Origin of the sequence: Planktothrix prolifica NIVA-CYA 540 (assembly GCF_963864145.1) — a bacterium.
In the GTDB taxonomy this organism is placed as follows: domain Bacteria; phylum Cyanobacteriota; class Cyanobacteriia; order Cyanobacteriales; family Microcoleaceae; genus Planktothrix; species Planktothrix agardhii.
In genome coordinates this window covers 1474379-1494806 of record NZ_CAWLTW010000001.1, presented here as the reverse complement: position 1 = coordinate 1494806, position 20428 = coordinate 1474379, and the positions used below count along the sequence as shown (strand labels likewise).

Sequence of the window (20428 nt, the reverse complement as noted above, 5' to 3'; positions counted from 1 at the left end):
AATAGGTTGTAGTATTTTAATATTGATATAAAACAACCAGAAGTATTGATCCAATTCATAATTCGTAATTCCCCGTTCCCTATTCCTGCCCCTCGTGCACGGGGGGTTTGGGGGGGCTATTATAACCCTAAAGTTTGCACACAATTCAAATAGGATTGCTATACTTATATAGACTTATAAAAATTTAAAAGCCCCATTAATCATGACAGCAAACGATCCAATTCAACGCCAAATTCTCCCAATTCCTGACCGACCTCAGATCGGGACAACCACTTACGACGCCAAAGATCCAGACACCAAGTATCCCCCGATTCGAGATCTGCGTCCCCCGGCAGGTGCGCCCAATGTCCTGATTGTTCTGCTCGATGATGTGGGTTTTGGTGCGTCCAGTGCCTTTGGTGGCCCCTGCAACACCCCAAACTTCGAGAAATTAGCATCCCAGGGACTAAAATACACCCGCTTTCACACCACCGCCCTTTGCGCCCCCACCCGACAAGCATTACTCACCGGACGGAATCATCATTCCGTGGGCATGGGCAATATCACTGAAACCGCCACGGCTGCCCCCGGCTATAGCTCCGTGCGCCCAAATACCAAAGCCCCCCTAGCAGAAACACTCAAGTTGAATGGCTACTCGACGGCCTATTTGGGCAAGTGCCACGAAGTTCCGGTCTGGCAAACCTCCCCGATGGGGCCCTTCGACGCTTGGCCCACAGGCGGTGGCGGGTTTGAGTATTTCTACGGCTTTATTGGTGGGGAAAATAATCAGTGGGAGCCAGCCCTGTATGAAGGGACAATTCCCATTGAGCCACCCAAGACCCCCGAAGAAGGCTACCACCTGACGGAAGACCTAGGGGATAAAGCCATCTCCTGGGTTAGCCAACAGAAAGCCCTGATGCCCGATAAGCCCTTCTTCATGTACTTTGCCCCCGGTGCCACCCATGCCCCCCATCACGTTCCCAAGGAATGGATCGAGAAGTACAAAGGCAAGTTTGCCCACGGCTGGGATCAGCAACGAGAAATTACCTTTGCCCAACAGAAGCAACTAGGGGTGATTTCCCCCAATGCGGAGCTAACAGCCCGTCATGCAGAAATTCCCGCATGGGATGAGATGAGCCCCGAACTTCAGACCGTGTTGCAACGGCAAATGGAGGTTTATGCAGCGTTTCTGGAACACACTGACCACCAAGTTGGGAGGCTGATCGAGACTCTGGAGGAGTTAGAAATCCTCGATGATACCCTCGTCTATGTGATTATTGGCGATAACGGTGCTTCCGCCGAAGGCACAATTCATGGCGCCTTCAACGAAATGGCGAACTTCAACGGTCTAGCTGGCCTGGAGACACCGGAATTCCTGTTGTCTAAGCTGGACGAATTTGGTTCTCCTGAGTCCTATAACCACTATGCGGTGGCTTGGGCTTGGGCGATGGATGCCCCCTATCAATGGACGAAACAGGTGGCATCCCACTGGGGCGGTACTCGCAACGGCACAATTGTCCGCTATCCCAAGACCATCGAGGAAAAAGGCGGTATCCGCAACCAGTTCACCCATGTCATTGATCTGGCTCCGACGATTTTGGAGATGGTAGGCATTCCTGAACCAACCATCGTCAACGGGGTGCTGCAAAGTCCCTACGAAGGGACAAGCATGGTGTATAGCTTCAATGATGCCCAAGCTCCAGAACGTCATGATGTGCAGTATTTTGAGATGTTTGGCAACCGGGGTATCTACTACAAAGGTTGGAGTGCTGTCACCAAGCACCGCACCCCCTGGGTGATGACTGGTCAAAAGATGTTGCCCTTTGATGATGATATTTGGGAACTTTACGACGGTAGCAAAGACTGGACACAGGCCCATGACCTCTCCAAAGAGATGCCAGAGAAATTGCACGAATTACAACGTCAATTTCTGATTGAGGCGGTTAAATATAATGTTCTGCCATTGGATGATCGCCAAATGGAACGGGTTGATCCTGAAATGGCGGGCCGGCCGACTTTGATTAAGGGGAACTCGCAGTTGTTCTTTACAGGTATGGGACGACTTTCGGAAAACAGCGTTGTCAATATCAAGAACAAATCCTTCTCCGTGACATCCCAACTAGAAATTCCCCCGGAGGGAGCAGAAGGTGTGATTATTGCCCAAGGCGGTCGGTTCGGGGGTTGGAGCGTCTATGCCCATGAAGGGAAAGCCAAGTTTGTCTATAATGTCCTGGGTATCGATAGTTATGTTACCGAAGCCGAACAGCCGATCTCAACAGGGAAACATCAAGTGCGCATGGAGTTTGCCTACGATGGTGGCGGTTTGGGTAAGGGAGGTAACGTTACACTCTACTACGACGGCCAGCAAGTGGGCGCGGGTCGTGTGGAACAGACCCAAGCATTCATCTTTTCAGCAGACGAGACGACTGATGTGGGCTACGAGTCCGGTACACCCGTAACTCCCGACTACAATCTCAAAAGTAGTCGCTTCAACGGAAAAATTACTTGGGTACAAATCGACGTCGGTACGGATAACCACGACCATTTTATTAAACCCGAAGATCGTTTGAAGATCATGATGGCGCGACAATAGGTTAAATAGCGATCGCCTATCATTACCCTTGTGTAATGATGGGCGGATCATCCTCTTAGTGTCTTAGTGTCTTTGTGGTTTAATAATTTGGCGCGGGCGTTGCTACCAGAAGTTAGTAATATTATATCCTAATTCTTGGATCATTTTTCTTAATAAAGGTAGACTTAATCCAATCACATTGGTATGGCATCCTTCTAATTTTTCAATAAATAAACCGCCCTTGCCTTCAATCGCAAAACATCCAGCGCAATTTAAAGGTTCTCCGGTATCAACATAATCCTTAATTTCACTATCGGAAATATTAGCAAAATAGACATTAGTGGTTTGAGAATAGACTAATATTTGATCAGTAGAAACATTAATTAAAGCATGACCCGTATACAGTTGTCCCACTTGACCCCGCATGGTTTGCCAACGGGCGATCGCTTCCTCAATATTAGCAGGTTTGCCATAAATTTCTCCCCCAACAGCCAAAACCGAATCACACCCCAAAACCAATAGAATTTCCCCCTCATTTTTAGGTTGATTCATTAATCTTTGGGTGATAACTTCTGCTTTACATTGGGCAAGTTTTTGGACTAATTCTACAGGGTTAGAATCTGCGATTTGGGATTCATCAAAATCACTTTTGAGAATAATCGGCTGAATCCCAATGGTTTCTAATAACCGTTTACGCGCCGGGGAAGCAGAAGCTAAAATAAATGTGATTCGATTGGGCTGATTCATGAAACTCAATTAATAAACTTTAAAAGATTGCACCACTTGTTTTAAAAGTTGTTGAGTTTTTTCCCAACGTTTTTCAGTAGTGGAAACATTTAATGTAAATAGGTTTCCACGACTAATAGTAACACTAGCAAAGTCATGCCGTTTTTGTTCATTCGGAAGTTGTACCGCGTATTCTAACCAATAATAAAGATTTGATCCTTTTTCAAAGGATTCTGCATTAATTAGTTCTGCGGTACGTCCTGAACCTTCTGGGGCGATCGCTTTTTTACTCAATGTATATCCTACCTCAGTGGGAGTGCCAATTTCTGCGAGGGTTTGATTCGGATTAGAAACCGGATTGATTACCACACTAACATTTTCACCTTGTTCAATCATATCGTGTAGTACCGTATCGGGGCCGTTAGCAACACTCACCTGTGTCCATCCGTTAGGATAGATAAATTCATAGCCATCTCCGGTATCCACAAAACTATTTAATCCCGCGCCAACGGATATACAACCTGTTAAGCTCAGGCTAAAACAGACTAAAGCTATTGCTAAAATTCGTTTGAACATTTGATCTTTTTCCTCATAAAATCGTGAATGAGTGCATTTTGTTGTGATCAGGGTGATCCCAATTTTCCTATTTTCTCATTATTCGGGCTTTTGGTTTCAATTTTTATTAATTTGGAGTTAGAATTATCGGATAATTTATGATTAATTATGGGTTTATAGATCAAGAATTAATAAGCCCTGAAGGGCTTACTACTTTTGGTAGTTTATCTCAAATTTTTGTCAGGTTTTATGGCACAATTGATAGAGCATTGGAGACGCTCAGGTAATTTTTTATGACTAAGTTTGTTTTTATCACGGGTGGGGTAGTATCGAGTATTGGTAAAGGAATTGTTGCCGCTAGTTTAGGACGTCTGCTCAAGTCGCGGAACTATTCCGTATCCATTCTTAAACTCGATCCCTATATTAATGTTGACCCTGGAACCATGAGTCCATTTCAACATGGGGAGGTCTTTGTGACCGAAGATGGGGCGGAGACGGATTTGGACTTGGGACATTATGAGCGCTTCACCGATACCTCCATGTCCCGTCTTAATAGTGTCACGGCCGGGGCTATTTATCAAGCGGTGATTAATAAAGAACGTCGGGGAGACTATCAAGGAGGTACGGTTCAAGTCATTCCTCATATTACTAATGAATGCAAAGAACGGATTCATCGAGTGGCAAAAAACACGAATCCTGATGTGGTAATTACGGAAGTTGGGGGAACCGTTGGTGATATTGAATCCCTACCTTTTTTAGAAGCAATTCGTCAATTTAGGAAGGATGTGGGTCGGAAAAATGTTATTTATCTGCACGTTACTTTAATTCCTTGGATTGGTGTGGCGGGGGAAATGAAAACTAAACCGACCCAACATTCGGTTAAAGAATTACGATCAATTGGGATTCAACCGGATATTTTAGTCTGTCGTTGCGAGCGCCAAATTCCCCTCGGAATTAAAGAAAAAATTGCTGGTTTTTGTGATGTAGAAGCTGATTGTGTTATTACTTCCCCCGATGCAGATAGTATTTATGAAGTTCCCTTACTTTTAGAGAAAGAAGGACTTGCCGAACAGAGTTTAAAACTGTTACAATTAGAACAGCGACAACCGAATTTAACCGCATGGCAAACTTTAGTTGATCGGCTTTATCATCGGGATATAAATACAAAATGTCCTCTCCCCCATCCTCAAATCAAAATTGCGATTGTGGGTAAATATATCCAGTTAAGCGATGCCTATTTATCGGTGGTAGAATCCCTGCGTCATGCAGCTATTCAGGAGGGAGTAGAATTACATTTAGAGTGGATTAATTCCGAAGATATTGAGGGGAATAATCCCGAAAATTATCTCAAAAATGTGCAAGGAATTGTCGTTCCTGGCGGGTTTGGACAGCGAGGAACCGATGGTAAAATCATGGCGATTGAATATGCCAGAGAACATAAAATACCCTTCCTGGGGTTATGTTTAGGAATGCAATGTTCTGTGATTGAATGGGCGCGTCATATTGCCAAACTAGAGCGGGCGCATAGTGCTGAATTTGATCCCCAAACCCCTAATCCTGTAATTCATTTATTACCAGAACAACAGGATGTAGTAGACTTGGGAGGAACCATGCGTTTAGGATTATATCCCTGCCGCTTACAACCGGATACTTTAGCGTTTAAACTGTATCAACAGGAAGTTATTTATGAACGCCATCGTCATCGTTATGAATTCAATAATGCCTACCGAACACTATTCTTAGAATCTGGATATCTGATTAGTGGAACTTCTCCCGATGGCCGTTTAGTAGAAATTATTGAATTATCCAACCATCCCTTTTTCGTGGCTACCCAATTTCACCCCGAATTTCAATCCCGGCCAAATAGTCCTCACCCGCTATTTCAAGGATTTGTGGCCGCAGCCACCCATTTATTAGAACCTCAGCCCAGCTTAAAGGACAGCACCCTACCCATGGACAATTAGACCTGACCGGGTTGCATTCTAATTCCCTGTTTAATTCTTCGGCTGAATTATCCTAAAATTGTTAACTTAGTCAGAAAGAAAGAGCAGGGGCATCAATTTCTAATTTCAGGGGTAAATTAACAGTAGTTAAAAAGCTAACAATTTCTAACAATTACCTACTTATGCTTGCAGCCAAAGTCAGATTTTCTGTAACAATGTCGGGCTGGTGTAAAATATAATTGCTACTAGGATTCAAGACTCAATTGAAGGTCAACAAGCAACAACGTCTACTACTGGCGCAACACGCAGGAGTAGCCAGACACGCTTGGAATCAAGGTTTAGGATTATGTGAACAGGTTCTCATACATAATAAACTTAATCCTGATGACAAAATCAAATTTCCCACAGCCATAGACTTACATAAATGGTTAGTAGCAGCAGTTAAATCTATCCATCCTTGGTATTATGATGTATCTAAATGCGCTCCTCAGTACGCATTAAGATATTTGTCAGATGCCTTTCAATCTTTTTTCAAAAAAGTTAAAGGATTTCCCAACTTCAAGAAAAAAGGTAGACATGATTCTTTTACATTAGATGGTGCAGTTCATATTGACCATAGAAAAGTAAAAGTTCCGATAATTGGATGGATAAAGACCTATGAACTTTTACCGTTTGGATATAAACCCAAATCAGTCACAATCAGTAAACAAGCTGACAAGTGGTTTATTTCTTGGAAAATAGAAGTAGAAACCAGTCAAACCCCTAAAAAACAAGAGTTTGTCGGAGTTGACTTAGGAATAAATCATTTAGCCACATTATCAACAATAGAAGTATTTGATGGAGCAAAAAGTTATAAAAAGTATGAACACAAGTTAGCAAGAATGCAATACTTGAATCGGCACAAACAAGTCGGTTCAAATAATTCCAGAAAAGCCCAAATAAAAATAGCGAGACTACACCAAAAAATAGCCAACATTAGGAAAGATACATTACATAAAATCACCACTTATATCAGCAAAAACCACGCAGTTATAGGGATAGAAGATTTGAATGTATCAGGAATGTTAGCTAATGGTAAGTTGTCTAAAGCTATAGCTGACATGGGCTTTTATGAGTTCCGTCGGCAGTTAGAATATAAAACTCAACTATATGGTAGTAAGTTAGTGATTGTGGATAGATTTTATCCCAGTAGTAAAACTTGCTCTAGTTGTGGTGAGAAAAAATTATCTCTGTCACTGTCTCAAAGAGTGTTCCAGTGTAATAACTGCGGTTTTGAGTGTGATAGAGATTTGAATGCTGCTATTAATTTAAAACAAGAAGCGGCTAGATTAGTCGTGTTAGCCTGTGGACTGGATAGTGCCGACACTTCCAGGTGGAAACAGGAAGAAAAAGCGGACAATAGTTAGCATTTGTTAGCTTTTTTGGATCGGAAAGATTTTGATCCTATCTGATCAATCATTATTCTATAATGATACAGAATGGGTAAGCGATCATTGTCCTCTGGTCTGTTGATCCGATTTACAAGTGAGTTGAGTCCCGGGAAGGATTCACAGGTCTGAGGAGGTTTTGTGGCGTACTGGATCAAAATGAATTATGAGCGAGAAACCTATCTCGTTGATCTCGATAGTGTAAGTGCGTTTGCGTCTGGATTTAACAAACGGATTGCGTTTTGGTTGCCAGCTAATGGCAAACAAATGATTATTAACCATCAAATTAATCCCAAAACCTATGAGGATATTTTGGGGTATATTCAAAGAATTACAACCCATTGCCCAACGAACTATTGGGTTAAAATTATTTATGATCGTCATGAATATATTATTGACTTGAATCGTCTTAATACCTTTGTAATTGATGCCAGCCAACGGATTACATTTTGGCTTCCCGATGGTAAAGAACCCGTTATTATTAACCCTCAAACCAATGCTGAAGCCTATTCTAAAATTTTAGATTTTATTCATAACAAAACCGGACATTCTTTGCTATAAATAATTACGAATTACGAATTACGAATTACGAATGGGTAATAGAAGGAGTTTAAATTCCTTGTCTCCCCTCAACCCCTTTGTCGCCAAAGTTTAATTGTTCCATCCGTACTTCCACTGACAATTAAATCTTCAGAAGGACTATAAGCCACCGTCCCAATCCCACCTGTATGACCAGTGAGGGTCTGAATCGGGTCTGATTGGTTTCCGACCTGTAAATTTGGGCTAATTTGCCATAGCTTTAAGGTTTGATCTTGACTAGCACTGACTAAAATTTTACCGTTTGGGGAAAAAACCAGGGATTCCGCAGTACCCGTATGACCAAGGAAAGTTACTAACTCCTGGCCAATTTCCAGCCACCAGAGTTTAATGGTTTTGTCCTCACTCCCCGTAGCCAAAGTTAAACCATCGGGACTAAAAGCCACCGACCAAACGGGGAAGGAATGACCGACTAAAAGAGCATCGGAATGTCGGTGATCTAAACTCCATAATCCTACTGTGCCATCTCCACTCCCACTAGCCAAAGTCAAACCATCGGGACTGAAAGCTAATGACCAAATCGGAAAGAAATGGGCTTTTAAAGGGGGGAGGGGTTGATTAGAGGTTAAATCCCAAAACCCAATCATACCATCAAAACTTCCCGCAGCTAGAAGTTGACCATTAGGACTAAAGGCTAAGGAACAAATCGGAACCGATAATCCTAAGTCCAATACTTGATTTTGACGGGTAATTACATTCCAAAGATGAACATTTTTGTCAGATTCAATCGCTAGTATGGGAGAATTTGGACTGAATGTTAACCCATAACCCTGATATTCTCGCTCTAAATTATCAGCTAGAATGATAGGCTGGCAGGGGGTTTTTAAGTTATAGAGTTGTAAAGTGGTATCATCACTACGACTGGCAAGAATTTGGCCATCATAACTAATCGCCACCACTCGGACTGCATCGGAATGGATAGGAAGGGTATTGTAACATTCCCAATTTGAAAGTTGAGGCTGTAGCATATTGAAGGAGTTAATCTCTTGAAACTAGCAGACTGGATCGGGTTTCTTTGTTTAATTATTGCTTTAATTATTCTATGGCAGTTTAGGCAGATCTTACTGCTGGTCTTTACCTCGGTTGTTTTCTCAATTGCAATTAATAGTTTAGTCCGTCGGATACAACGGCTTGGACTCAAGCGAGGGTGGGCTGTTCTGTTGTCACTGACTTTAATTACGATCATGGGTGCGGTGTTGATTAGTGTAGTCTTACCTCCGTTTTGGGGGCAATTTCAAGAACTAATTAAATTGGTTCCCGTCGGATACGATAAATTTCTGATTTGGCTGAACAATCTGATTAAAAATCCTCCAATTTGGCTTCCGAATCTGAATATTGAACTGCCGAATGTTACTCAAATAGCGCAACAAGTTGGGCCCCTAGCTCAAAAACTATTAGGAAATTTCTTTGCGTTCTTTTCTAACTCGATTGGCAATTTTTTACAGTTTGTGTTGGTATTAATATTTACCTTAATGTTATTAGCAGATCCTTTGTCCTATCGTCAAGGATTTGTGCGTCTATTTCCCTCATTTTATCGCAATCGGACAGATTATATTCTATCTCAATGTGAAATAGTCCTGTTGCAATGGATGGGGGGTATTGTGATTACTTCCACCTTTGTTGCAGTTTTGAGTGGTATCGGTCTATTAATTTTGGGGGTTCCCTTTGTTTTTGCCCACGCCCTATTAGCGGGAATCTTTAACTTTGTTCCTAATATTGGGCCAACAGCCAGCGTAGTTTTTCCCGTTGCGGTTGCCCTATTAGATACACCCTGGAAAGCCTTGGCAGTGATTATCTTATACGTTATTATTCAAAACTTAGAAAGCTATTGGTTTAGTCCCCTAGTCATGCAAAAACAGGTCGATCTGTTACCCGCGATCACCTTAATAGCCCAAATCTTTTTTGCCACCTTTTTCGGCGTGTTAGGCTTAGTTTTAGCTTTACCCTTAACCGTAGTTAGTAAAATTTGGATTCAAGAACTTTTACTCAATGATTTATTAGATCAATGGAAATTAGGTGATTAGAGGAGGTCAACTCTTACCTATTCCCTATTCCCTATTCCCTATTCCCTATTCCCTGTTCCCTGTTCCCTGTTCCCTGTTCCCTCTTTTTAAATTACCCAAGGAAAAAAATGGTTGACCCCTATCTAAACTATGACTCAAATTCTCCTAATATTCATGAAATTGCCCAAGATTTTCGTCGTTTGGGTTATCTGGGGTTTTGGGTACAATCTATCTTAGCAATCATTCCCATATTGCTTTTAATTTTTGTGCTATTTTTGAGACCGGCTTCTCCTTCTAATTCGCAAAATTCGGCCTTGGTTATAGTTTTAGGATATGGCTGTTTATTTGCTTTAATTTTTACAATTTATTGGTGTTTCCGATACACTCAAATTGGCGGTAAATTAGAAGACCCGAATGAACGCCCCCCGAAAGCAGAAGTAGTTCATGCCCTATGGATTGGAATTGTGATTAATCTTATCGGTATGATCTGTGTAATTTTAGTAGGTTTCTTAATTGTGGGAACCTTATTGTATCGGATGCTAACCTTACCCCCAGGAGGGTCTAAAATTCTGACTCCAACTCCGGGGACAACGGTTTTGAATCCGGGTTCTATTGTCACTCCGTTCAATCTAATTGCAATTCAGGCTATGCTAAGTGCCATGGCTGCGGAGGTAATCGGAATTATCGTGAGTTTGTGGTTATTAACTCGCGTCGGTTCCCATCAGTCTAATTCCTAATACATACTCTGCATTTATAAACCGATTGCACCTTGTTTTTAAGCAATATAATGGAGTATAATTTATGTCACAATCCCTTATTTCTGCGATTATTTGTACTCACAATCGAGAACAATATTTGGGTTTAGCGATTGATAGTTTACTGCAACAAGATTTTAGTGATTTTGAAATTATTGTTGTTGATAATGCTTCAACGGATAGAACTCGTCAAGTAGTTGAAAGCCGTCTTCCGAATCCTAAACTGCGATATATCTATGAACCAGTTACGGGGTTATCCGTTGCTCGTAATACAGGGGCAAAAAACTCCCAAAGCCCCATTATTGCCTATTTAGATGATGATGCTATTGCTACACCTCAATGGTTAAGAGTGTTATATTCGGCTTATGAAAATCACCCGAAACTGGCGATCGCTGGGGGGAAAGTCACATTGATTTGGCCAGAGAAAATCATTCCCCCACCTTGGTTGTCTGATAATTTAGCCGGAAATTTGGGTGAATACAATTTGGGAGACCAGTGGGTTGAAATTAAAAATCCTGGTTTGACACCCAGAGGGTTAAATTATTCCATCCGTCGCAGTTTCTTAGAGAAAATTGGCGGTTTTGATGTCAATTTGGGTCGGGTGGGAAAACGGTTATTATCTAACGAAGAATTACAGATGACTGAACTCGCCCTCCAACAAGGTTGGCAAGTCGCTTATGTTCCTGAAGCGTTAGTTGCCCATCATGTTGCACCGGAACGGGTCAACAGAGCTTGGTTTATGGAGCGGGGATGGTGGCAAGGCATTAGCGAATGTTATCGGGAACAGTTAGCTGGGCGGGATGGAATGGTACAACTCGGACGAGGTGGGGAACGCATTATCCGAGGGTTATACAAAACCCTTAAATATTTTGATAATCCTGCCTTACGATTTGATAATTTCGTGTATGCTTATGGTCAAATCGGCTATTTGGGTGCTGCAATTTCTGGTTTAGTTCATTCTGAATCTAAACGAGAGAATTCTCAAAAATAAATCGCAATCGTGGTCAATCATTTTATCTATTGTTAAGTTTAATTATGAATTCTAATCCCTCCAAACTTCCGGTTTCTGTATTGATTCCTGCTAGAAATGAACAGTCTAATTTACCTGCCTGTTTAGCTAGTGTAGCCCGGGCTGATGAGATTTTTGTTGTTGATTCCCAAAGTAGCGATCGCAGTGTAGAAATCGCCGAAGATTATGGGGCTAAGGTGGTTCAATTTTATTTTAAAGGAGGATGGCCAAAAAAGAAAAATTGGTCATTAGAAACCTTACCCTTTAGAAATGAATGGGTATTAATTGTAGATTGTGATGAACGAATTACTCCTGAGTCTTGGGATGAAATTGCTGAAGTAATTAACAACCCAGAATATACAGGATATTATATTAATCGTCGGGTCTTCTTTTTAGGAACTTGGGTGCGTCATGGGGGCAAATATCCCGACTGGAATTTACGTTTATTTAAGCATAAATTAGGCCGTTATGAAAACTTAAATACGGAAGATGTTCCCAATACTGGGGATAATGAAGTTCATGAGCACGTTGTCATGTCTTCCGGTCAAGTGGGATATCTGAAAAATGATATGCTCCATGAAGATTTTCGAGATTTATTCCACTGGATTGAACGCCATAATCGTTATTCTAATTGGGAAGCTCGGGTTTATTATAATACTTTGATGGGGACAGATGACAGCAAAACTATTGGTGCTGATCTATTTGGGGATTCGGTTCAACGCAAACGATTCTTAAAGAAAATTTGGGTGAGATTACCCTTTAAACCCCTATTAAGGTTTATTATATTTTATATCATCCGCTTGGGATTCTTAGATGGCAAAGCCGGATATATTTATGGCCGTCTTTTAAGTCAATATGAATATCAAATCGGGGTAAAATTATTTGAATTGCGTACATTTGGCGGCCAATTAAATGTCACCCCAAAACCTGATAAACCCCCCATTCTCAATTGATTTATGTTGCAAGAAGAAACAACTTTTGTGGATTTACGCCAATATGATCAATCTAATTTTGATCGGGGAAAACCGGGTTGGTTTGTGTTGTTATGGTGGTTAGTACAAGCGATCGCATTTCCCCTCACCTTACATCCTTTTAATGGAATTCGCTGTCAAATCCTACGATTATTTGGCGCTAAAGTTGGTCAGGGGGTGATAGTCCGTCCCACAGCCCGATTTACCTATCCTTGGAAAGTCACCGTCGGGAATTATAGTTGGATTGGGGATGATGTGGTGTTTTATAGCTTAGATGAAATTACCGTAGGGGAACATTGCGTTATTTCCCAAAAAAGCTATTTATGCACCGGAGGTCATGATATTAAAGATCCTAAGTTTGAATTAAAAACAGCCCCCATTGATATTGAAAATGGGGTTTGGGTAGGTATGGATTGTTTTGTTGGGCCAGGGGTTAAAATCGGGTCAAATTCAGTGATTGGAGCGCGTAGTAGTGTATTTAAAACTATGCCCTCCGACCAAGTTTGTATCGGTTCTCCCTGTCGTCCCTGTTATCCCAGACCGATGCACTAATTTAAGGGAATAGGTAATAGGGAATAGGTAATAGGGAATAGGGAATAGGGAATAGGGAATAGGGAATTAAGAGGTCTGTTTTTCTCCTAGTTTTAGTTTTAATCCCGTTTAATTTCTGAATGTCTTTCTAAGGCAAATTGGATTAATTGATGCACCAATTCAGGGAAAGAAACCCCCGTTGCAGCCCACAGTTGAGGATACATACTCGTAGCCGTAAAACCAGGGAGAGTATTAATTTCATTAATTAAAATTTCTCCAGTTTTTTCCACATAGAAAAAGTCAACCCGTCCTAACCCGGCTGCATCGACGGCTAAAAATGCTTCAACAGCCATTTCTTTAATTTTATTAGCAATTTCATCGCTAATTTTTGCTGGGATAAATAGATCGGCTTTGCCTTCGGTATATTTGGTTTCATAATCGTAGAAATCACTATTAAAGGTAATTTCTCCAACTACAGAAGCCTTGGGTCTATCTGTTCCTAATACGGCACATTCTACTTCCCTAGCAATGACTCCCGCTTCTACAATAATCCGTCGATCATAACTGGCTGCGTTATCTAAAGCAGTTTCTAATTCTTGACGATTTCTGACTTTAGAAATGCCAACGGATGAACCTAAATTAGCAGGTTTCACAAAACAGGGATAACCTAATTCCGCTTCTAATTCATCACATAATTTAGGGAAAATACAGGGGTTTGAATAAATTTGCGATCGCATCACCATTTTATATTTAACTTGAGGTAAACCCGCTTGAGCAAATGCCATTTTCATCGCAATTTTATCCATCCCAATCGCCGAACCCAATACCCCAGAACCCACAAAGGGAACCTGGATTAAAGTTAATAACCCTTGAATTGTTCCATCCTCTCCATTGGGGCCGTGTAAAATCGGAAACCAAAGGTCAATTTCTGATAAATTAATATCTTGAGGAATGCGATCGCGACGTTGAGCTTCATCGGTAATTAATAGAGGTTTTCCTGACTCTAAAACCTGTTGAGCAATATCGCTATCTTTCCAAACCCCATTTTTTTGAATATATACGGGTATCAGTTCGTATCGAGTTGTATTTTCACCAGTTGTTAAGGCTTTTGCGATCGCTCTAGCAGAACTAATCGAAACTTCATGTTCACCAGAACACCCACCAAATAATAATCCCACCCGTAATTTAGCCATAGCCATCGGAATCAGTGATCAGTAAACAGTTATCAGTTATCAGTTTAAGAGTTAATAGTTGATTTATTAACCCATTATCGATCACGGATTCAATAGAATTACGCAAATTAACACAGATTAAAATCCGTGAAATCCGTGAAATCCTCTTAAATCCGTGATCCCTATTCCCTATTTCTAATTTTTTGAATTTTCGGTAATTTCAAACCCTGGACAGTACCTTGAGGCTTTATCAAGGGTAAAAACTCCTCTACTTTTTCAGATCCAGCTATTTGTAATGCTTTTAAAAGTTGGCTTGTTTCATCCATCAACTGTTCTACATCAATCCCACTATAATCAGGATAATAATAGTCTAGCTTTGCCAATCCTTCCCCCATCAAAATAACAGCTCCTTTCCAATTTTTTTGGCTTAAATGATACAACCCGACAGCGATTTGTAAAACTCCTTGATAGAATTTTTTCTCCGGTTGTGGTGCTTCCATCCACAAAGCCTCTAAAGTGTCGTGACAAGCATAGAATTGTTGTTGATTAAATTCTTCAACTCCTTGCCAAAACGCCTTGGGAATTTCCTCTTGCATGGATTTAAACTCCTAACCTAAAACTAGATATGAGTCAGAATTTACTAACTCTATCCCCCCTAAAATCAAAGACCTAACACCAAAACCAGATAAAATTATTACAAGGTGGAGCGAACTTTTTCAATTTCTTCTAGGGAAATTTCTTGTTGATCTCCAGCAAAATCATTATCAGAGGTTAGGAATAACATACAATGACATTCCTTGCGTTCTCGCATGGGAACACATGGACAATTCCAGAAAGTATTTTTGGCCTCAGCTTCTTTGTCTTCGTAATGACGACAGGGACAAAGAGGCGCTCCTAACTCGTCTTTATGTTTCGCTAAACCTTCAATTACCACAGCAGTTACCGAAGGATCGGCGCAGAAGTAAGTTCCCGTGCGTATGGCATACTGTTCGGAGAACTGCTTCATCGCCATTAAGCTCTTTTGAGTGGATAATTTATCGTTAGTTTCTGGGGTCATGGATCGGCGTGTAATTTGTATAACAATACTATTTTAATTGTACCGCAAGGGGTGTCAATTTGGAAAATAACAGGATACAGGATCAATGAAATTACAGAAAAAAAAATTAATTCATCCTGATTAATAGACTAAAAATTTGATTTTCTCAAGGAAGATTGCAGTTGAGATTTTAGAGGTTGATCGGGAATAATTTCTAATCCCAAATTAGCTAACTTTTGGCCGGGGTTATCGTTTTTTTTCTGAGGCAATGGGGCAGAAGAATTTGGCCAAAGCAACCAACGACTTGCCCTGGGCAATTTTTCTAAAGATTCGGGATTTTGAGTTAACCAAATTATCGGCAAGTTAGGGAAATTTTCTATAACTCTATCTTCCCCATACTGAACATCTGCTAAGGTATACAGAACCACTCGATTACCAGAAACCAGTCCAGTTTTTGCCGTCCATAACTGCACATTTAATTGACTGTGAGACGCATAAAAATATAAAGAAGCGGCGGCAATTACAGCTTGTTCAAAATCATCGGGTTGCCAGAAAAAACTACTATCTAAACCAATAATAACTTCTTGACCGCCATTAGAAGTTTCCAATTCCCTGACCCGTAATTCTCCATAACGCGCACTAGAACGCCAATGAATTAAACGGGTAGCATCACCATAACGATAGGGTCTTAAGGTGCGGGTAATGCCTTCGGTTGCCATTTGAAATTGACGATTTTCATAGACATTCGGGTTATAATCCTGTCCCATTTCATCAATTATAGGACAGGTGGTTAAGGGCAAAACTAACGGATAAACAATTGCCGTTGCTGGGGCTTCTCGTTCCCGACTACACCAGAATAATCCTAGGGGTGTGGCGGTTCTTAATTGCACTCCCAGCCAATGATAAATTCCGCGTTTCTGGGTGGGAATATAAGTTACATAAGGACGAGATTCATGGGGAGGTAAATGTTCAATAACTGTGGTAGATTTTCCTAAATTGGGGGGTAATAAATCCTGAACTTGAATCAGCGTTCTCGCTTGATGGCTAGAATTTTCAATCGTTAATTCCAGGGTTAAATCATCTCCCACACTCACGGGGTGAATGGTTTCTCGTTTAATGTTTAGGGCTGATAGGGAACGTTGGGGTAAAATTGCGGCGATCGCTAATAAAGCAAAACTAATTCCACTAATCACATATAACCATCCCGCCATGGTATTAGTAGCGGAGCCAAAGAAAAATATAGATAATCCGATCAGTAATCCACCACTATAATCAGGAGTTACCGCATGAGATTCTAACCAACGTTGTAATTTAAACCGATTTTTTTTCATGATCAAAAGTAATTGAGGACAAAGGAGATTAGGGTTGGGTTACAAAATTTTTACAAAGCCGACAGGGGAGATATATATTCTTTATAATTTAATTAATGCCAAACTGTGTTGAAGTCAGCCAAATAACCATGACCCATTCCGCTTCCCCCAAGCCCGCCCCCAAAATGCCTCCACCTCCTAGTGCATTGGAGCCTTCATCCGTGGCTATCAATCCAGCATCTTCGATCAAAATGATGGTTAAAGATGCTTATAGCAAAAAAGCCTCAGATATTCATATTCGGGTCGGACATACCCCTCGATTTAGGATTCAGGGTCAAATGACCAGAGCCAAGGATCAGCCTAAAATCACTCCTGAACTATTTGAACATTATTTGGATGAGGTTCTGACTCCCCATCAACGCCAACAGTTTGCGGACACAAAGGAACTAGACACAGCCGTATTTTATCCGGGGTTGGTGCGCTGTCGGGTGAATTGTTTTGATTCCCTGACCGGAGGCGCGATGGTTTTACGTTTAATTCATCTGCAAATTCCCTCTATTGATGAATTAGGATTACCTCAAGTTCTGAAAAATATTATTGCTTCTCCCCAGGGTTTAATCTTAATTACAGGGCCAACGGGTTCAGGGAAATCTTCGACCCTAGCGGCGATGATTCGTCACTTGAATGAAACAGCTAAAAAACATATTGTCACCATTGAAGACCCGATTGAATTTGTTCATCCCTCGAAGATGTGTTTAATTAGTCAACGGGAAGTCGGGTTACATACCTTAGAATTTAATAACGCATTACGCGCAGTTTTGAGGGAAGATCCCGACGTGATTTTAATTGGGGAAATGCGCGATCGCACCACTGTTAATACCGCTTTACAAGCCTCTCAAACGGGTCACTTAGTTTTAGGAACTCTCCATACCCGCAACGCTTTAAATGCGGTTAATCGTCTGTTAAACCTGTTTAATGTAGACGAACAGCCGGCGGTACGGATTCAGATTTGTGATTCCTTAGTGGCGGTGATTGCTCAATTATTAGTTCCCACCGTGGATAATAAACGGACGGCGGTTCACGATGTTTTAGTTAATACCCCAGCCATGCGAGATTATCTGCTCAAAGGCGATGAGGAAAGCGCCCTACAGTTAATGGAATCCGATACCTATGAAGGAATGCAACTGATTAACCAAGCCCTATTTGAACAGGTAATTGCTGCCCGAGTCACCATGGAAGAAGCCGAAAAAACCTCTCCCGACGCCACGGACTTAGACCGTCGCTTCCGTATTGCTGGGATCGACGCTGGGGGTATCACCCGCCAGTTCAAAGCAGGTAAATCCCCCTTTAGTTAGAATCCTCAAATCTGAGTGTCAAATTTTCACTAATTTCGATGTTCAGTTTCTTTTTTAATTGCTTCTAGGGTTTGTTTTAAGCTATTTTCATAGATACTATAAAATAAAGATAGACTCGGAGTGGAACCCGGGTCAACCTTAACTTGATGCTCAATTAAAATTTGTTGAGCCGAAATCGGTTGAATTTTCCAACTTCCTTGTAATGCCTTTAAGTCCCCATCAACCAGCTTAAAATCAATTTCTTTGGGATAGGTTTCCGTACTAGCGATCCGAACTCTAGTTTGTTGTTTAAAAATAAGGGCTTGAACTTGATAAATTTGTTCAAATATTTTCTGATTTCCTTGAGTTTTTAAGACTTTACTGCTGATAACATTCGGCAAAAATTGATAAAAATTGTTATAATCTGTTAAGACTTTCCAAGTTTTATCCGCAGAACTATTAACAACAATTTTAGCGATATATTGACCATCTTTCCCCGTTACCGTTGCTGCTTGAGGTTGACTAGCTATTAAGGTAGGATTAACCATTTCACCAATAGCTAGAGGGCTATTAATCAAGGTTAAACCTAAACCTAAGACAGAAACGAATGTTGTCAAAACTGGATTAGATTTATGGGGATTAGAATTAAGAGGCATTAGTATTTTAAATTAGTTATTGAGGAGAGACGCAAAATTTCACGTTTCCACAGGTTATGTTTATTATAGCAGAAAAACATCAATAAAACCATTATCTTTAAAATAGAATTTATATTCTACTATAATATCCCTGGAGGGAATGGAGTTGTGTTTCCTTGACAAACCCAAGCCGCCCAAAAATAGGGATGAGCTAAGGGTTGAAAATTAGGAGAATTTTTAATATTATCTAATGTTAATGATCTGAGTTCAACTAATTCTGCTAGGATTTCTTCACCGATGGAAAATTCTTGTAATTCTTCAATTTTAATAGAACGAATATACTCTTGAGCCTTAATTAAAGCATCATACCGACCATAACCGGATTTTAATAAATCCAAGAATTTATCCATTAATAAAATACTGGCTTTGGTCGGAACAGACCATAAACTCATCACTAATGTTTTGCAACCGGAGACGGCAAATGCTCGACGTAATCCTAATACTCCCTCTCCAATTTTAACATCTCCTAACCCACTTTCACAAGCAATTAATATTGTTAATTCATTAGCCCATAAATCTAATACGGCGACATCTTGGGCGAATAAAAATCCCTTTCCTGCTTCGGGGGGTAAATCTCCTCCTAATTTCCAAGTATTAGCACCTGCTAAGGCTAACCCTGAACGCATGAGAGAGTTATCAATAGTAGGAGTAGAAAAGCGATCGCTACCCCCCTAACCCCCCCTTGGTAATGGCAGGGCTGTTTCAAAGTCGGGTGGAAAAGAGTAAAGAAAGAGCGATCGCTACCTGATAAAATCAAGAGCGACCGCTAGTTTTTTACAAAAATAAAGATGCTAACAACTCTAATAGAAAAACTGAAAAAAGTCAAGGATTACCGGAAAGCCCAAGGAATAAGGCATCCGATTTGGGTAGTATTATTAATAGTCATTTTGGGGCTAATGTCGAGAAATTTAGGGTACAGAGAAATCGAAAATTTTGCTAAAATCAATCAAAAAGAACTCAGTCAAGTTTTAAAAATTCAGCTAGAAAAACCGCCATCATACTCAACAATAAGAAGAGTAATAGAAGGAGTAGATTGGTCAAATTTAATCGAGATATTTAATGAGATGTGTATTAAACCTGAAAAAGTTGGAGAACAAAAAAGTTTCGGTTTATCAAGTGAATAGCAACTTTCACAAAGGCTGGAAACATCTGAAAATTGTGATTCAGATAGAAAGAAGTGGCAACAGAGGGAAAAAACCCTACAAAGAAAAAGTATATTATATCAGTAGTGCAGTCAACGAGGCGAAAACCTTAGCTCAAATTATTAAAGGACATTGGGGGATTGAGAATCAATGCCATTGGGTAAAAGATGTAATTTTTCAAGAAGATAAAAGCCGAATCCGTAACTTTCAAGCGGCTACCAACTTCTCAACTCTAAAAACTCTGGTGATCAATCTTTTCAGAAGTTGGGGTTTTGTATCAATAACAGAAGGACAACGGTGGTTAACTGATCACTGGCACAAAATTTTTATTATCTCGGAACTGTTTCCCCTGAAATCCTCAAGATAATCGAGTAAATCAGCGGCAAAAATCCAAATAAAATAGATATAAATCCTCTATGGTAAAGATATAGAGAAGTTTTTTTTGCTTAAAAATCAGAAAGATGATACCTTGAGCAATATTCCTGATAATTCAGTTAGAATTACTCGGTTTTTTCGCCGAATGAGGCAAAAATTGGGGAGTTAAATTGAGTCCCCAATTTTGGAAAATGAAACAGCCCTGCCCCCCCCCTAGCCCCCCGTGCACAGGGAACGCCGGATCTGGGATAATACTTCTGGCTGTTTGATGTCAGTATTAAAATGTTACAACCTAT

19 protein-coding genes and 1 pseudogene are annotated in these 20428 nt (G+C 40.7%); 11 read left to right on the top strand and 9 right to left on the bottom strand.

Translation table 11 applies throughout. The features are described 5' to 3' along the window. The first annotated feature begins 202 nt into the window (after nt 1-202). Nucleotides 203-2572, top strand: coding sequence for an arylsulfatase (locus AC559H_RS06890; RefSeq protein ID WP_026794111.1), 2370 nt, complete (start codon nt 203-205; stop codon nt 2570-2572). Nucleotides 2573-2674: 102 nt separating this feature from the next. Here the strand turns inward: AC559H_RS06890 and AC559H_RS06885 are convergent, their stop codons facing one another. Beyond that, a complete protein-coding gene (locus tag AC559H_RS06885; protein ID WP_026794110.1) occupies nt 2675-3298 on the bottom strand; it encodes a Maf family protein in 624 nt (207 codons plus the stop codon). Nucleotides 3299-3307: 9 nt separating this feature from the next. Next, nucleotides 3308-3853 carry a photosystem II reaction center PsbP gene (gene psbP, locus AC559H_RS06880; protein ID WP_026786540.1) on the bottom strand — a complete coding sequence of 182 codons (546 nt, stop codon included), beginning with the start codon at nt 3851-3853 and terminating at the stop codon, nt 3308-3310. Nucleotides 3854-4125: 272 nt separating this feature from the next. Here psbP and pyrG point away from each other — a divergent pair, with 272 nt between their 5' ends. The 3 genes from pyrG (at nt 4126) to AC559H_RS06865 (ending at nt 7763) form a co-directional block, all read left to right on the top strand. After that, the gene (gene pyrG, locus AC559H_RS06875) at nt 4126-5796 is read left to right on the top strand and encodes a CTP synthase (protein WP_036834143.1); all 1671 of its coding nucleotides are present in this window, start codon (nt 4126-4128) and stop codon (nt 5794-5796) included. Between the two features lie 218 nt (nt 5797-6014). After that, nucleotides 6015-7181, top strand: a complete 1167-nt coding sequence (locus AC559H_RS06870) for an RNA-guided endonuclease InsQ/TnpB family protein (RefSeq protein WP_026786591.1) — start codon at nt 6015-6017, stop codon at nt 7179-7181. Between the two features lie 162 nt (nt 7182-7343). Next, nucleotides 7344-7763 carry a hypothetical protein gene (locus AC559H_RS06865; RefSeq protein WP_026794108.1) on the top strand — a complete coding sequence of 140 codons (420 nt, stop codon included), beginning with the start codon at nt 7344-7346 and terminating at the stop codon, nt 7761-7763. 68 nt (nt 7764-7831) lie between these two features. Here the strand turns inward: AC559H_RS06865 and AC559H_RS06860 are convergent, their stop codons facing one another. Then, nucleotides 7832-8767 (bottom strand): WD40 repeat domain-containing protein, encoded by a 936-nt coding sequence (locus AC559H_RS06860; protein WP_026786542.1) that lies wholly within the window; start codon nt 8765-8767, stop codon nt 7832-7834. An 18-nt stretch (nt 8768-8785) separates the two neighbouring features. On the opposite strand from AC559H_RS06860, the gene AC559H_RS06855 reads away from it, so the two are divergent. The 5 genes from AC559H_RS06855 (at nt 8786) to hpsU (ending at nt 13089) form a co-directional block, all read left to right on the top strand. Then, on the top strand, nt 8786-9823 hold the full coding sequence (locus AC559H_RS06855) for an AI-2E family transporter (RefSeq protein WP_036834075.1): 1038 nt from the start codon (nt 8786-8788) through the stop codon (nt 9821-9823). Nucleotides 9824-9930: 107 nt separating this feature from the next. Then, nucleotides 9931-10539, top strand: a complete 609-nt coding sequence (locus AC559H_RS06850; RefSeq protein WP_026786543.1) for a DUF3611 family protein — start codon at nt 9931-9933, stop codon at nt 10537-10539. A 64-nt stretch (nt 10540-10603) separates the two neighbouring features. Beyond that, nucleotides 10604-11548: a glycosyltransferase family 2 protein gene (locus AC559H_RS06845; RefSeq protein ID WP_026794107.1), complete on the top strand. Its 945-nt coding sequence runs from the start codon at nt 10604-10606 to the stop codon at nt 11546-11548. A gap of 44 nt (nt 11549-11592) precedes the next feature. Further along, the gene (locus AC559H_RS06840) at nt 11593-12519 is read left to right on the top strand and encodes a glycosyltransferase family 2 protein (protein WP_026794106.1); all 927 of its coding nucleotides are present in this window, start codon (nt 11593-11595) and stop codon (nt 12517-12519) included. A gap of 3 nt (nt 12520-12522) precedes the next feature. Beyond that, complete coding sequence (gene hpsU, locus AC559H_RS06835) at nt 12523-13089, top strand: hormogonium polysaccharide biosynthesis acetyltransferase HpsU (RefSeq protein ID WP_026794105.1); 567 nt, start codon at nt 12523-12525, stop codon at nt 13087-13089. A 98-nt stretch (nt 13090-13187) separates the two neighbouring features. Here the strand turns inward: hpsU and AC559H_RS06830 are convergent, their stop codons facing one another. From AC559H_RS06830 to AC559H_RS06815, 4 genes are all read right to left on the bottom strand, one after another. Further along, entirely contained in the window at nt 13188-14261 is a 1074-nt protein-coding gene (locus tag AC559H_RS06830; protein WP_026794104.1) for a D-alanine--D-alanine ligase family protein, read from the bottom strand. A 161-nt stretch (nt 14262-14422) separates the two neighbouring features. After that, nucleotides 14423-14836, bottom strand: a complete 414-nt coding sequence (locus AC559H_RS06825; protein WP_026794103.1) for a DUF309 domain-containing protein — start codon at nt 14834-14836, stop codon at nt 14423-14425. A gap of 98 nt (nt 14837-14934) precedes the next feature. Continuing rightward, the gene (locus tag AC559H_RS06820; RefSeq protein ID WP_026794102.1) at nt 14935-15297 is read right to left on the bottom strand and encodes a ferredoxin-thioredoxin reductase catalytic domain-containing protein; all 363 of its coding nucleotides are present in this window, start codon (nt 15295-15297) and stop codon (nt 14935-14937) included. 128 nt (nt 15298-15425) lie between these two features. After that, nucleotides 15426-16607: a DUF58 domain-containing protein gene (locus AC559H_RS06815; protein ID WP_026786550.1), complete on the bottom strand. Its 1182-nt coding sequence runs from the start codon at nt 16605-16607 to the stop codon at nt 15426-15428. Nucleotides 16608-16771: 164 nt separating this feature from the next. Here AC559H_RS06815 and AC559H_RS06810 point away from each other — a divergent pair, with 164 nt between their 5' ends. Next, entirely contained in the window at nt 16772-17941 is a 1170-nt protein-coding gene (locus AC559H_RS06810; protein WP_233423025.1) for a type IV pilus twitching motility protein PilT, read from the top strand. A gap of 29 nt (nt 17942-17970) precedes the next feature. On the opposite strand, the gene AC559H_RS06805 is transcribed toward AC559H_RS06810, so the two are convergent. Both AC559H_RS06805 and AC559H_RS06800 read right to left on the bottom strand, forming a co-directional pair. Next, nucleotides 17971-18576, bottom strand: a complete 606-nt coding sequence (locus tag AC559H_RS06805; protein ID WP_036834079.1) for an SRPBCC family protein — start codon at nt 18574-18576, stop codon at nt 17971-17973. Nucleotides 18577-18695: 119 nt separating this feature from the next. Beyond that, the gene (locus tag AC559H_RS06800) at nt 18696-19241 is read right to left on the bottom strand and encodes a CHAT domain-containing protein (protein ID WP_026794101.1); all 546 of its coding nucleotides are present in this window, start codon (nt 19239-19241) and stop codon (nt 18696-18698) included. 162 nt (nt 19242-19403) lie between these two features. Between AC559H_RS06800 and AC559H_RS06795 the strand changes: the two are divergent. Further along, nucleotides 19404-20124, top strand: a pseudogene (locus AC559H_RS06795) (ISAs1 family transposase). The last annotated feature ends 304 nt before the right edge of the window (nt 20125-20428 follow it).

What these genes read in the sequence shown, in the direction of transcription:
- psbP (WP_026786540.1), bottom strand. Translation starts at nt 3,853, where the DNA reads ATGTTCAAACGAATTTTAGCAATAGCTTTAGTCTGTTTTAGCCTGAGC.
- hpsU (WP_026794105.1), top strand. Translation starts at nt 12,523, where the DNA reads ATGTTGCAAGAAGAAACAACTTTTGTGGATTTACGCCAATATGATCAA.
- AC559H_RS06810 (WP_233423025.1), top strand. Translation starts at nt 16,772, where the DNA reads ATGCCTCCACCTCCTAGTGCATTGGAGCCTTCATCCGTGGCTATCAAT.
- AC559H_RS06885 (WP_026794110.1), bottom strand. Translation starts at nt 3,298, where the DNA reads ATGAATCAGCCCAATCGAATCACATTTATTTTAGCTTCTGCTTCCCCG.
- pyrG (WP_036834143.1), top strand. Translation starts at nt 4,126, where the DNA reads ATGACTAAGTTTGTTTTTATCACGGGTGGGGTAGTATCGAGTATTGGT.
- AC559H_RS06860 (WP_026786542.1), bottom strand. Translation starts at nt 8,767, where the DNA reads ATGCTACAGCCTCAACTTTCAAATTGGGAATGTTACAATACCCTTCCT.
- AC559H_RS06850 (WP_026786543.1), top strand. Translation starts at nt 9,931, where the DNA reads ATGGTTGACCCCTATCTAAACTATGACTCAAATTCTCCTAATATTCAT.
- AC559H_RS06825 (WP_026794103.1), bottom strand. Translation starts at nt 14,836, where the DNA reads ATGCAAGAGGAAATTCCCAAGGCGTTTTGGCAAGGAGTTGAAGAATTT.
- AC559H_RS06815 (WP_026786550.1), bottom strand. Translation starts at nt 16,607, where the DNA reads ATGAAAAAAAATCGGTTTAAATTACAACGTTGGTTAGAATCTCATGCG.
- AC559H_RS06840 (WP_026794106.1), top strand. Translation starts at nt 11,593, where the DNA reads ATGAATTCTAATCCCTCCAAACTTCCGGTTTCTGTATTGATTCCTGCT.
- AC559H_RS06830 (WP_026794104.1), bottom strand. Translation starts at nt 14,261, where the DNA reads ATGGCTAAATTACGGGTGGGATTATTATTTGGTGGGTGTTCTGGTGAA.
- AC559H_RS06805 (WP_036834079.1), bottom strand. Translation starts at nt 18,576, where the DNA reads ATGCCTCTTAATTCTAATCCCCATAAATCTAATCCAGTTTTGACAACA.
- AC559H_RS06800 (WP_026794101.1), bottom strand. Translation starts at nt 19,241, where the DNA reads ATGCGTTCAGGGTTAGCCTTAGCAGGTGCTAATACTTGGAAATTAGGA.
- AC559H_RS06820 (WP_026794102.1), bottom strand. Translation starts at nt 15,297, where the DNA reads ATGACCCCAGAAACTAACGATAAATTATCCACTCAAAAGAGCTTAATG.
- AC559H_RS06845 (WP_026794107.1), top strand. Translation starts at nt 10,604, where the DNA reads ATGTCACAATCCCTTATTTCTGCGATTATTTGTACTCACAATCGAGAA.
- AC559H_RS06890 (WP_026794111.1), top strand. Translation starts at nt 203, where the DNA reads ATGACAGCAAACGATCCAATTCAACGCCAAATTCTCCCAATTCCTGAC.